The sequence below is a fragment of the Delftia sp. CH05 genome (assembly GCF_009827015.1).
Lineage (GTDB): Bacteria > Pseudomonadota > Gammaproteobacteria > Burkholderiales > Burkholderiaceae_C > Comamonas > Comamonas tsuruhatensis.
This window is the reverse complement of record NZ_WUMG01000075.1, coordinates 1-11736: the sequence shown is the minus strand read 5'-3', so window position 1 is coordinate 11736 and position 11736 is coordinate 1. Positions and strand designations below refer to the sequence as shown.

12 protein-coding genes are annotated in these 11736 nt (G+C 66.1%); 2 read left to right on the top strand and 10 right to left on the bottom strand.

Annotated features, from left to right (window positions below; all coding sequences use genetic code 11):
* On the top strand, positions 1-292 hold a 292-nt coding region (locus tag GRX31_RS29485), incomplete at its 5' end, for an IS30 family transposase (protein WP_160856081.1).
* A gap of 254 nt (positions 293-546) precedes the next feature.
* On the opposite strand, the gene rfbC is transcribed toward GRX31_RS29485, so the two are convergent.
* The 10 genes from rfbC to GRX31_RS29435 all read right to left on the bottom strand — a co-directional run bounded on the left by rfbC (position 547) and on the right by GRX31_RS29435 (position 10108).
* Positions 547-1092, bottom strand: a complete 546-nt coding sequence (gene rfbC / locus GRX31_RS29480) for a dTDP-4-dehydrorhamnose 3,5-epimerase (RefSeq protein WP_160856079.1) — start codon at positions 1090-1092, stop codon at positions 547-549.
* Positions 1089-1979, bottom strand: coding sequence for a glucose-1-phosphate thymidylyltransferase RfbA (gene rfbA, locus GRX31_RS29475; protein WP_126311297.1), 891 nt, complete (start codon positions 1977-1979; stop codon positions 1089-1091). Before rfbA ends, rfbC begins: the two co-directional genes overlap by 4 nt.
* A gap of 41 nt (positions 1980-2020) precedes the next feature.
* Entirely contained in the window at positions 2021-2923 is a 903-nt protein-coding gene (rfbD, locus tag GRX31_RS29470) for a dTDP-4-dehydrorhamnose reductase (RefSeq protein WP_160856077.1), read from the bottom strand.
* Positions 2920-3990 carry a dTDP-glucose 4,6-dehydratase gene (rfbB, locus tag GRX31_RS29465; RefSeq protein WP_016446490.1) on the bottom strand — a complete coding sequence of 357 codons (1071 nt, stop codon included), beginning with the start codon at positions 3988-3990 and terminating at the stop codon, positions 2920-2922. Before rfbB ends, rfbD begins: the two co-directional genes overlap by 4 nt.
* A 164-nt stretch (positions 3991-4154) precedes the next feature.
* Positions 4155-5378, bottom strand: a complete 1224-nt coding sequence (gene fabB, locus GRX31_RS29460; RefSeq protein WP_016446491.1) for a beta-ketoacyl-ACP synthase I — start codon at positions 5376-5378, stop codon at positions 4155-4157.
* Positions 5375-5899 (bottom strand): bifunctional 3-hydroxydecanoyl-ACP dehydratase/trans-2-decenoyl-ACP isomerase, encoded by a 525-nt coding sequence (gene fabA / locus GRX31_RS29455; RefSeq protein WP_016446492.1) that lies wholly within the window; start codon positions 5897-5899, stop codon positions 5375-5377. The genes fabB and fabA overlap by 4 nt, the downstream gene beginning before the upstream one ends.
* A gap of 178 nt (positions 5900-6077) precedes the next feature.
* Positions 6078-7685, bottom strand: coding sequence for an apolipoprotein N-acyltransferase (gene lnt / locus GRX31_RS29450; protein ID WP_017404270.1), 1608 nt, complete (start codon positions 7683-7685; stop codon positions 6078-6080).
* 91 nt (positions 7686-7776) lie between these two features.
* Entirely contained in the window at positions 7777-8658 is an 882-nt protein-coding gene (locus GRX31_RS29445) for an HlyC/CorC family transporter (protein WP_016446494.1), read from the bottom strand.
* A 106-nt stretch (positions 8659-8764) separates the two neighbouring features.
* Positions 8765-9490, bottom strand: a complete 726-nt coding sequence (locus tag GRX31_RS29440; protein WP_016446495.1) for a GNAT family N-acetyltransferase — start codon at positions 9488-9490, stop codon at positions 8765-8767.
* Positions 9491-9625: 135 nt separating this feature from the next.
* On the bottom strand, positions 9626-10108 hold the full coding sequence (locus GRX31_RS29435; RefSeq protein ID WP_016446496.1) for an Lrp/AsnC family transcriptional regulator: 483 nt from the start codon (positions 10106-10108) through the stop codon (positions 9626-9628).
* 374 nt (positions 10109-10482) lie between these two features.
* On the opposite strand from GRX31_RS29435, the gene GRX31_RS29430 reads away from it, so the two are divergent.
* Entirely contained in the window at positions 10483-11610 is a 1128-nt protein-coding gene (locus GRX31_RS29430) for a Bug family tripartite tricarboxylate transporter substrate binding protein (RefSeq protein ID WP_202396767.1), read from the top strand.
* The last annotated feature ends 126 nt before the right edge of the window (positions 11611-11736 follow it).

Genomic DNA, 11736 nt, shown 5'->3' with positions numbered 1-11736 from the left:
CCGCTCCTTGACCTGGGATCGCGGCTCGGAAATGGCGGGGCACAAGCGCTTCACGTTGGCGACCGACATCCAGGTCTACTTCTGCGACCCGCACCATCCATGGCAACGGGGCACCAACGAGAACACGAACGGGTTACTCAGGCAGTACCTTCCCAAAGGCCTGGATCTGTCGGGCTACTCACAGGAGAGCTTGGATGCGATTGCAAGGCAGTTGAACCAGCGTCCCAGGAAGACGCTGGGGTTCAGAACACCTGCTGAAATGTTTGATGAGTGTGTTGCGTTGACCGGTTGAATCCACCCGTCAATATGGACTTTCCGTTTTCGTGCTGCAGAAGTCTTGGGCGAGCAAGCCATATTGGGAGCTGTCAGCGCAATTCGTCCACTGGTGGCCTCGCATCGTCGCTCAGGCATGCGCCACAGAAAAAGCGGCGATGGAAGTTCCCTGGAGCATCAGCGGACGTTTCCAGCAGATCTGAAATTTCCAGCGCCAGGGCAACTCCCCAGTGAATGGTCACTGAAGGCATTGGCGGGTCGCCACAACCGACTCTACAGCTCGGCATCCGCCAGCAGCGGCTGCTTGAGATCCTTGTCCGACAGCGAAATCTCCACATCGAGCTGCGGCCACGGCACGCCGATGGCCGGGTCGTCCCAGGCAATGCCGCGATCGGCCTGGGGCGCGTAGAAGGCCGTGGCCTTGTAGAGGAAGTCGGCGCTGTCGCTGAGCACCACGAAGCCGTGGGCAAAGCCTGGGGGCACCCACAGCTGGCGGTGGTTGTCTTCCGTCAGTTCGGTTCCCACCCATTGGCCGAAGGTCGGCGAGCCCTTGCGGATGTCCACGGCCACATCGAACACGGCGCCGCGCACCACGCGCACCAGCTTGCCCTGGGCATGGGGAGGCAGCTGGTAGTGCAGGCCGCGCAGCACGCCCTTCTTGCTGCGGCTGTGGTTGTCCTGCACGAACTGGTGGTCCGTGCCCGTGGCCTGGTTGAAGGCCTGCTGGTTGAAGCTTTCGAGGAAGAAGCCGCGATCGTCACCAAACACCTTGGGCTCGATCAGCATCACCTCGGGAATGGCCAGGGGTGTTGCCTTCATGCGTGCACCTTTTCCTTGAGGATCTGCAGCAGGTACTGGCCGTAGCCATTCTTGGCCAGGGCCTGGCCCAGCGTCTCGAGCTGGGCACGGTCTATCCAGCCCTGGCGGAAGGCGATCTCCTCGGGGCAGGAGACCTTCAGGCCCTGGCGCTGCTGCAGCGTGGCGATGAACTGGCCGGCTTCCAGCAGGCTGTCATGCGTGCCCGTGTCCAGCCAGGCATAGCCACGGCCCATGAGCTCCACATTGAGCTGGCCCTTGTCCAGGTACAGGCGGTTGAGGTCGGTGATTTCCAGCTCTCCGCGCGCCGAGGGCTTGATGGACTTTGCCAGCTCAACGACCTGGCTGTCGTAGAAATACAGGCCCGTGACCGCGTAGTTGCTCCTGGGCTGCCTGGGTTTTTCCTCCAGGGAAAGCACGCGGCCCTGGGCGTCGAACTCGGCCACGCCATAGCGCTCGGGGTCCTGCACGTGGTAGGCAAACACGGTGGCGCCCTCGCTGCGCGCGTCAGCGCGTTCGAGCAGACGGGGGAAGTCGTGTCCGTAGTAGATGTTGTCACCCAGCACCAGGGCGCTGGGGGCGCCGGCCAGGAAGTCCTCGGCGATCAAAAAGGCCTGGGCCAGTCCATCCGGGCTGGGCTGGACGGCGTACTCCAGCTTCAGGCCCCACTGCGAGCCGTCGCCCAGCAATTGCTCGAAGCGCGGCGTGTCCTGCGGGGTGCTGATCACGAGGATCTCGCGGATGCCCGCGAGCATGAGGGCGCTCAGCGGGTAGTAGATCATGGGCTTGTCGTAGACCGGCAGCAGCTGCTTGCTGATGGCCAGCGTGGCAGGGTGAAGGCGGGTGCCGGAGCCGCCAGCGAGGATGATGCCTTTGCGTTGCGCGTTCATGGGTTGGGTCCTGTCGTTCGTGCTGAGTCGCGAGACCGCGCTCAGATGATTTCCTGCAGCATGCGGTCCACGCCGGCCTGCCAGTGCGGCAGGCGCAGGCCGAAGGTCTGCTGCAGCCGCTCGGTGTTCAGGCGGGAATTGTGCGGACGCTGCGCCGGGGTGGGAAAGGCGCTGGTGGGCACGGCAGCTATGCGCTGCACCTTCCAGGGCCGGTCGGGCGCGAGTTCGCGGGCGCGGGCGATCACGTGGCTGGCATAGGCATGCCAGGTGGTCTCGCCACCGGCCACCAGATGGTGCAGGCCTTCGCCGCCGGACTGGCGCCGCACCTGGCGGATGGCATGGGCCGTCACGTCGGCGATCAGGTCTGCCCCCGTCGGCGCACCCCATTGGTCGTCGATCACGCTCAGCACCTCGCGCTCCTGGGCCAGGCGCAGCATGGTCTTGGCGAAGTTGCCGCCGCGCGCCGCATAGACCCAGCTGGTGCGAAAGATCAGGTGGCGGCAGCCCGAAGCCTGGATCAGCTGCTCGCCTTCGAGCTTGCTGCCGCCATAGACGGACAGCGGCGCCGTGGCCTCGGTCTCCGTGCGCGCAGCGCTGCCGCTGCCGTCGAAGACGTAGTCCGTGCTGTAGTGCACCAGCAGCGCGCCGGTCTGCGCCGCCTCGCGGGCCAGCACCTGGGGAGCCAGCGCATTGAGCAGCCGCGCCTGTTCCGGCTCGCTTTCGGCCTTGTCCACGGCCGTGTGGGCGGCGGCATTGACGATGACATCGGGACGCAGAGCGCGCACGGTCCGTGCGAGTTCATCGAGGCGAGAGAGATCGCCGCACAGGCCCTGGCCACCGGCGTCGCCCTGGCGCTCCAGCGCAAACAACTCGCCCAGCGGCGCCAGGCTGCGCTGCAGCTCCCAGCCCACCTGTCCATTGCGGCCCAGCAGCAGCAGCTTCATGCGCCGGCTCCCTCCGTGTACTGGCGGCTGACCCATTCGCGGTAGGCGCCGGACTGCACATCGGCCACCCACTCGGGATTGTCCAGGTACCACTGCACGGTCTTGCGGATGCCGGTCTCGAAGGTCTCCGCGGGCTTCCAGCCCAGTTCGCGCTCGAGCTTGCGCGCGTCGATGGCATAGCGCCGGTCGTGACCGGGGCGGTCCTTCACATAGGTGATCTGGGCAGCGTAGCTGGTGCCATCGGCCTTGGGGCGCAGCTCGTCGAGCAGCGCGCAGACGGTGTTCACGATCTCGACGTTGGGCTTTTCGTTCCAGCCGCCCACGTTGTAGGTCTCGCCCAGCTTGCCGGCCTCCAGCACGCGGCGGATGGCGCTGCAATGGTCGCGCACATAGAGCCAGTCGCGCACCTGCATGCCATCGCCATAGATGGGCAAAGGCTTGCCGGCCAGGGCGTTGACGATCATCAGGGGGATCAGCTTCTCGGGGAAATGCAGCGGGCCGTAGTTGTTGCTGCAGTTGGTGGTCAGCACGGGCAGGCCGTAGGTGTGATGCCAGGCGCGCACCAGGTGGTCGCTGGCGGCCTTGCTGGCCGAGTACGGGCTGTTGGGTTCGTAGTTATGGTCTTCGGTGAAGGCCGGTGCCGCTGGCGCCAGGCTGCCATAGACCTCGTCGGTGGAGACATGCAGGAAGCGGAAGGCCGCCCTGGCCTCGGCATCCAGCGCGCTCCAGTAGCCGCGCACGGCCTCGAGCAGGCGGAAGGTGCCGACCACGTTGGTCTGGATGAAGTCCTCTGGGCCGTGGATGGAACGGTCCACATGGCTTTCGGCCGCGAAGTTGACCACGGCGCGCGGCTGGTGCTCGGCCAGCAGGCGGGCCAGGACTTCGCCATCGCCGATGTCGGCCTGCACGAAGACATGGCGCGCATCGCCCTGTAGGCTCTCCAGGCTCTTGAGGTTGCCCGCGTAGGTGAGCTTGTCCACGTTGAGCACCGGCTCATCGCCGGCAGCCAGCCAGTCCAGCACGAAATTGGCGCCGATGAAGCCGGCGCCGCCTGTGACAAGAATCATGGTTCAACCTTGCAAAATTTCATTGTTCTTGGTTCGGGGTTCAGGCAGCAGCCTGCAGTGCTGCTTCCCGCGCGACCTGGGCATTGTCGGCGTTCACCAGTGAAAAAGCCCGCAGGAGGCGGGCTTTTTCCTTCAGGACACGCCTTTTACACACCAGGGCGTATTCACTGGCCCTGCCAGCGGCGCAGCACCAGCGAGGCGTTCGTGCCACCGAAGCCGAAGCTGTTGGACAGCACGGTGTTCAACTGGGCATCGCGTGTGCGCGTGACCAGGGGCATGTCGTTCAGCGCGGGATCGGGCGTGTCCACGTTGACCGAACCCGCGATGAAGCCCTTGTTCATCATGATCATGCAGTAGATGGCTTCCTGCACGCCGGTGGCGCCCAGCGAGTGGCCGGTCAGCGACTTGGTGGAAGAGAACGGCGGCACCTGGTCGCCGAACAGCGCGCGCATGGCGCGCACTTCCTGCATGTCGCCCACGGGCGTGGAGGTGCCGTGGGTGTTGATGTAGTCCACGCCGCCTTCGAGGCCTTCAAGGGCCTGCTGCATGCAGGCGATGGCGCCGTCGCCCGAGGGCGCGACCATGTCCTCGCCATCGCTGGTGGCGCCAAAGCCCACGACTTCGGCCAGGATGTTCGCACCCCGGGCCTGGGCGTGCTCCAGGCTTTCCAGCACCACCGCGCCGCCGCCACCTGCGATCACGAAACCGTCGCGGTGGGCGTCATAGGCGCGCGAAGCCTTTTCGGGCTGGTCGTTGTACTTGCTGGACATGGCCCCCATGCCGTCGAACAGCAGTGCCATGCCCCAGGACAGCTCTTCGCCGCCGCCGGCAAACATCACGTCCTGCATGCCCCAGGCGATCTGCTGCGCCGCTGCGCCGATGCAGTGCGCCGAGGTGGAGCAGGCCGAGGTGATGGAGTAGTTGATGCCCTTGACCTTGAAGTTGGTCGCCAGGCAGGCGGACACCGTGGAACTCATGCAGCGCGTGACCTGGTAGGGCCCGACGCGGCGAATGCCCTTTTCGCGCAGCGTGTCGGCCGCCTCGATCTGGTTGGCCGGCGACCCGCCGCCCGAGCCCATGATCAGGCCGGTACGCGGATGGCTGACCTGCTCGGGAGCCAGGCCGGCCTGGGCGATGGCATCTTCCAGCGCGATCTGCGCATAGGCAGCGGCATCGCCCATGAAGCGCAGCTGCTTGCGATCGATACGTGCCTCGACGTCGATCTCCGGCACACCGGCCACCTGGCTGCGCATGCCCAGTTCGGTGAACTTCGGCATGGCCTTGATGCCCGTGCGCCCCTCGCGCAGCGAGGTCTCCACGGTATCGAGGTCGTTGCCGATGCACGAGACAATGCCCGCGCCGGTGATGACTACGCGACGTTTGGTCATGCTGCCGTTCCCTGGCCTTCACCCTCGCGCAGGAACAGGCCCACGCGCAGGTCATTGGCGACGTAGATTTCCTTGCCGTCGGCCAGCAGGCGTGCATCGCCGATGGCCATGTTGAGCTTGCGCTTGATCACGCGCTTGATGTCGATTTCGTAGGTCACGAGCTTGACGTCAGGACCCACTTCGCCCGTGAACTTGACTTCGCCGGCGCCCAGCGCACGGCCCCGGCCGGGAAGGCGCAGCCAGGTCAGGTAAAAGCCGATCAGTTGCCACATGGCGTCCAGACCCAGGCAGCCGGGCATGACGGGATCGCCCCGGAAATGGCAGTCGAAGAACCAGAGATCAGGCTTGATGTCGAGTTCGGCGACGATCTTGCCCAGGCCGTGGGCGCCACCATCCGTGTCGATGTGCGTGATGCGGTCGAACATCAGCATGGGAGGCAGTGGCAGACGCCCGCTGTCTGCGGAAAACAGCTTGCCTTCGCCCGAAGCGATCAGTTGCTCATACGAAAAAGAATCGGCCATTGTCTAACTTGCTCCACGGCGGCACTGACGCCACCTCTATCTCTGAATGGGTGCGGCCCGCAGCGGACCATGCAGCCGCGCATTATCGGGGCTGAACGTTGCCAGACTGCAACAAAACCCCGAGGCCGCATCAAAACTCTGCCACAAAAGCCACGCCGACCCAGGTCGCGGGACTTGGCTACAGCCCCTGAACAGAGGCCCTGCGGCGGCCGATCCAGGCCACCAGCAGCACCGCCGCAGCAGCGGCGCACAGCGGGACCAGGCCTGCGGCATTCACCCAGCGCGCAAACGGTGTCAAGGCCTCGCGGCCCTGCACACTGGCCTCAAGCACCGCGCGCTCGTAAGGCACCAGCGCGTGCGTCACGACGCCCCGGTGGTCGATGGCCACCGTGGCGCCGGTATTGGTGGCGCGCAGCATGGGGCGCTCGAACTCCAGCGCCCGCATGCGGCTGATGGCCAGATGCTGGTCGATCGCCACGCTGTCGCCAAACCAGCCGATGTTGCTGAAATTCACCAGCACCGTGGGCGCCGTCGCTGCATTGCCGAAATGTGCACCCAGCTCTTCGCCAAACAAATCCTCGTAGCAGATGTTGGGTGACAGCCGCTCGCCAGCCCAGGCCATGGAAGGCTGGCCCAGCGCGCCGCGGTTGAAGTCGCCCAGCGGTATGTTCATCATCTGCGTGAACCAGCGAAACAGCGGCGGGATGAACTCCCCGAAGGGCACCAGATGGTGCTTGTCGTATTGGTAGTCCTGGATCTGGCCAGGCTGCCAGCCCACGACCGAGTTCGTATAGCCGGCCTCTTCCGAGCCCAGCGGAATGCCCAGCAGCGCCGCCTGCCGGCCTCCCTTCTTCAGATACGGTTCGCGCAGCAGGTCCAGGTATTCCTCGGGCAACTGCTGGGGCAGCAGGGGCACGGCCGTCTCGGGTGCGACCACCAGCTGCGCCGTGGCCGCGCGCAGCTCCCGCCCGTACCAGCCCAGGGCCAGCGGAATGCCGCTGCCGGCCTCGAACTTCTCATCCTGCGGGATATTGCCCTGCAGCATGGCCACGCTCAGCGCTGGCCGTTCGGCCGATGGTGCATTGATGGCGGCATCGCGAAGCCACCACAGCCCGCCCCAGGCCAGAACCAGGGCCGCCACAGTGGCCGCGCACCGTGCAGGCCGAAGGGCTTGTCCGCCCCGCGAACCGGCCGCCAAGGCGGCCAGCCAATATGCCAGCCAGGACGCCACCGCCCCCGTGCCGTAGACGCCGATCCAGCGCGGCAGCACCGACAGGGGCCCTTCGACGTGGGCATAGCCCCCCGCGCCCCAGGGAAAGCCGGTCCACAGCCAGCCACGCGCCAATTCGGCCAGCAGCCAGACGGCGGCGAACAGCAAGGCGCCGCCCGCCGTGCTGGTGGGGCGCAGCTTGTGCCAGCCCCAGGCGGCCACCGCGTAGTAGCTGCCCAGGAAGGCCGCAAGCGCCAGCACGGCGGCAACGGCCAGCGGCGCAGGCAGGCCGCCATAGACATGCATGGAGATGAACAGCCACCAGAAGGTGGCCACCAGCCAGGCGGTGGCATAGAGCATGGCCCGCCCCGCCGCCTGGGCCGGGCGCTGTGCCGTCTGCAGGGCGCGTGCCAGCACGGCCAGCGACAGAATCTGCAGCCACCACAGCGGGCGGCCATAGCCGCCGACCAGGCTCAGCGGCCCGTCGCCCTGGCCGCGCGCCCAGGGCCAGGCCAGCGACAGGGCCTGGGCTGCACCCGCAAGCAGCAGCAGCACGCCCACGGCGAGCCGGCCCATGCGCCGGCCGTCTTGCGAAAAAGCGGAAGAACTGGACAGGGGCATCGGCCAGGTACGGGAGAGATGTCGGTGGGGATAGAAAGGGGCAGCCTCAGCTGCGCAGCAGACTGTCGGCTGCGGGATCGCGCACCACCTTGAACCAGCGCACGGCGCCGCCCTTGGTGTGCAGCACGGTGAATTCCAGGCCGGCCAGATGGATCTGCTCGCCGCGCTTGGGCACATGGCCCATTTCGTGGGCGATCAGGCCTCCGATGGTGTCGAACTCATCTTCGGGATCGCGGGCATGCAGGGCGACCTCGAAGGCTTCGTTCACATGCTCGATGGTGGTGTCGCCCGCCACGCGGTAGCTGTTGTCGGCCAGGGCGAAGATGTCGCCCTCGTCCTCGGGGATGTCGAACTCGTCCTCGATCTCGCCGACGATTTCCTCCAGCACATCCTCGATGGTCACCAGGCCTGCCACGCGGCCGAACTCGTCGATGACCACGGCCAGATGGTTGCGGTTGCCCCGGAACTCGCGCAGCAGATCATTCAGGCCCTTGCTCTCCGGCACGAAGGCGGCGGGGCGCAGCAGGGCGCGGATGTTCAGGTCCGGTGAACGCTGCAGCTTGAGCAGGTCCTTGGCCAGAAGGATGCCGATGATGTTCTCGCGCTCGCCCTGGTAGACCGGGAAACGCGAATGTGCAGTGGTGATGACCTGGTGCAGCAGTTCATCGAACGGAGCGTCGATGTTGACCAGGTCCATGCGAGGGGCTGCGACCATGACGTCGCCGGCCGTCATGTCGGCCATGCGTATCACGCGTTCGAGCATGACGCGGGACTCGGGGCCGATGACCTGGTTGTCCTCGGCGTCGGCCAGGGTCTCGATCAGCTCGTCAGGAGAATCAGGGGCCGGGTGGATGAACTCGGCCACCTTTTGCAGGAAGCTTCGCTTGCTTTCCTTCTCGGAAGAGCGCGCAGGATGGGGGTCGGACACTGTCTTGGAGTGCAGGACGTGCGGTAGTGAAACAAGCCGCAAGGATAGCGGATTGCTCCGTCACCCCTGCATGCGCTGCGCCAATTCCCTTTGCGGCGTTTTGCGCCTATTCGCCGGCCTGGTGGCGGCCATCCTGCACGCCACGGCGGATTTCCTGCACGTCGGCCAGGAAATCCCAGAACTGCTTGGCCTGCTTCTTGAGCTGGTAGTCCACCTCGCCGATGTGCTCGGTCATCAGCGACGCCATGTGCGTGTCGATGCCGGCGGGCGGCAGCTGCAGGTAGGCCTCGGACTCGGAGCCATCGCGCTTGATGGTGGCGCCGGCCTTGCGCGCAATCTTGAGCATGGCCGTGTTCTCCGACAGCGCGTGGATGAACATCATGGACACGCCCTTGGTGCGTGCATGGATCACCGCGCGGTTGAACAGGCGCCCGCCGTAGCCGCGGCCGCGTGCCTGCTTGAGCACGGAAACGCCGAATTCGGCGCAGCTCTTGTGCTCGGGATGCGAGGCAAAGGCCAGATGCGCCATGGCGATCAGCTCGAGCCGGCGGTTGTAGATGCCGAAGATGTCGTCGCGCTCGAAATCAAGCTGCATCGCATAGCGGCGAACCTGCTCGTCGCTGGCGGCATAGCCAAAGCGCAGGTAGCGGTCGCCTTCATCGAGCTTGAGCAAATGCGCCACCACGCGTTCGCGGTGGGACGGGCCCAGCGAACGAATGGGCACCATGGACGCGGAGCGCCCATCGGGACGGTGCGGCTGGCCTGCGCTCGCACGCAACATGTCCCGGCCGGCCTGCCAGGACGCCTTCAACCAGTCTTTGGATGCATTCATGGCTCAAATATAGGTAAAAACCCGAGGTCGAGCAACGAAGATATTGCAATGCAACAAAACCGTAAGGTTTTGGCATGCAAACCAATTTCCCCTCCCTGCAACACCCGACGGCCTGGCACCTGTCGAGCCCGAAGGCTACAAAGGCACGGCCGTGGTCACCTTGACGCGGTCCATCACGAAGCTGGTCTTGCAATCCTGCACGCTGGGATGCTTGAGCAAGGTGTCCATGACGAAGCGCGTGTAGTGCTGCATGTCGGCCACGACCACACGCATCAGATAGTCCATCTCCCCGGTCAGCGACACGCACTCCACCACTTCGGGCCAAGTCTGCACGCTGGCGCGGAACACGTCCATGGGGTTGCGCTTGCTGGTCTCGGTGTACTTCTCCAGGCGCACGTTGAGATAGGCGGTCAGCCCCAGGCCCACGGTCTCCGGCTGGACCAGGGCCACATAGCGGTCGATCACGCCGCTGTCTTCCAGGCGCTTGACCCGGCGCAGCACGGCACTGGGAGACAGGCCGACCTGCTCCCCGATGACGTCATAGGTTTCCCGGCCGTTGGCCTGCAGGCGGCGCAAAATGGCCCGATCCAGTTTGTCGATGGTGTGCGTGGCGCTCATGGCGGTGGACTCGTAAATAAGTACGGATTTCTTCAGGGTTAACCCGAATTAACCAGTTAAATTGCGATAAACAAAAGAATTCCGCAATTTTCATGCATTCCGCATTTTCCCACCAAGGGCAAACGGCAAAAAGCTGAAGCCCCTCCCGCCTACAGTGACAGCACTGATCGCAAGCCCGCAGGCCATGCCTGGGGCGCCCGAAACACTGTCCTGCACAAAAAGGCCGGAGACCCCCATGAAAGCCCCGCTGAACCTGGCCCAGTTCCCCGCCCGCGCACAGACGGCCCGGCGCGCGCAGGACATGGGCGCGTGCGGCCTCAGCGGCAGTCGGCGCTGCCTATACTGCGGGGATCGCCTCCATTTCGCTTCACGCCATGACGCCCCGCCACGACGCCACCCGCGCCATGCCACGCCATGCCCGTGCATCTGCGCCAGTACGTGCACCTGCGGCAGCCGGCCCGCAGCCGTCGGCCCGGATGGCGCGGCGCAGCCTGCTGGCGGCCCTGGCCGCCCTGCCTTGGCTGCCGGCTTCGGCACAGCCCCAGCCGCCCCAGCCGCCCCCGACAGCCTCGACAGCCTTGACAGCCCCGGCGCGCGACGCGAAATCCGACGCCCTGACCCTGATCGTTCCCTATGCAGCCGGCGGCCCCCTGGACCGCACGGCGCGTCCTCTGGTCGAGGCCAGCTCCGCGAAGCTGGGGGCCATCCACATTCTTTACGTGCCAGGCGAAGGCGGCGCCAAGGGCTCGAACATGGTGGCCCAGGCCACGGCCCAGGACCGCTTGCTGCTGATGGGCGCGGCCGCCACGCACGCCGTGCTGCCCTGGCTGCAGCCCCAGCTGGGCTACGACCCGCTGCGCGACTTCCAGCCGCTGGTGCTGGTGGCGCGCATGCCCAATGTGCTGGTGATGCGCAGCGATCTGGCGCGCCAGTGGCGCATACGCACGGCGCTGGACCTGCAGCGCTTTCTTGCCAAGCACCGCCAGCCGCTGCGCTATGCCTCGGGCGGGCCGGGCAGCAGCGGGCACCTGTCGGGCGAGATGTACCAGATGCTCACGCGGCTGCCGCTGCTGCATCTGCCGTTTGGCGGAACGCAGCCGGCGCTGTCGGCCCTGCTCGACGGATCGGCCGATCTGCTGTTCGACAGCCTGGCGTCCTCGCTGCCGCACATCCGTGCAGGCCGGCTGCAGGCCCTGGCCGTGACCACGCTGGAACGCGTGCCGCTGCTGCCCGAGGTGCCCAGCCTCAACGACACGGTACCGGGCTTCAACCTCGCCAACTGGTTCGGCCTGTTCGCGCCTGCCGGCTGGCCCGCCGACCTGGCCCAGCGCCATGCCGCCGTGTTCTCGAAGGCCATGCGCAGCAGTCCGGTGCAGGAAACGCTGACCGCCATGGGCGTGCTGCCCGAAGACCTTCAACTGCAGGAGTTCGCGCGCTTTGTGCGCTCCGAGCACAGCAAATACGGCCTGCTGGTACAGGCCGCCCGAATCCGCCAGCTCTGAGCCGCGCAGGTGCCTTGCCTGCCCCCGGCCCGGGGCAGCAATGACAAGATCCCTGGAGAGCACCATGATGAGCACCGCAGCGACCCCCACCTCGTCCCACGCCCCCGCCCACGCCCCCGGTGTGGC

Coding starts and splice junctions, on each gene's coding strand:
- rfbC (WP_160856079.1), bottom strand. CDS start 1,092: ATGAAGGCAACACCCCTGGCCATTCCCGAGGTGATGCTGATCGAGCCC.
- rfbA (WP_126311297.1), bottom strand. CDS start 1,979: ATGAACGCGCAACGCAAAGGCATCATCCTCGCTGGCGGCTCCGGCACC.
- rfbD (WP_160856077.1), bottom strand. CDS start 2,923: ATGAAGCTGCTGCTGCTGGGCCGCAATGGACAGGTGGGCTGGGAGCTG.
- rfbB (WP_016446490.1), bottom strand. CDS start 3,990: ATGATTCTTGTCACAGGCGGCGCCGGCTTCATCGGCGCCAATTTCGTG.
- fabB (WP_016446491.1), bottom strand. CDS start 5,378: ATGACCAAACGTCGCGTAGTCATCACCGGCGCGGGCATTGTCTCGTGC.
- fabA (WP_016446492.1), bottom strand. CDS start 5,899: ATGGCCGATTCTTTTTCGTATGAGCAACTGATCGCTTCGGGCGAAGGC.
- lnt (WP_017404270.1), bottom strand. CDS start 7,685: ATGGGCCGGCTCGCCGTGGGCGTGCTGCTGCTGCTTGCGGGTGCAGCC.
- GRX31_RS29440 (WP_016446495.1), bottom strand. CDS start 9,490: ATGAATGCATCCAAAGACTGGTTGAAGGCGTCCTGGCAGGCCGGCCGG.
- GRX31_RS29435 (WP_016446496.1), bottom strand. CDS start 10,108: ATGAGCGCCACGCACACCATCGACAAACTGGATCGGGCCATTTTGCGC.
- GRX31_RS29430 (WP_202396767.1), top strand. CDS start 10,483: ATGACGCCCCGCCACGACGCCACCCGCGCCATGCCACGCCATGCCCGT.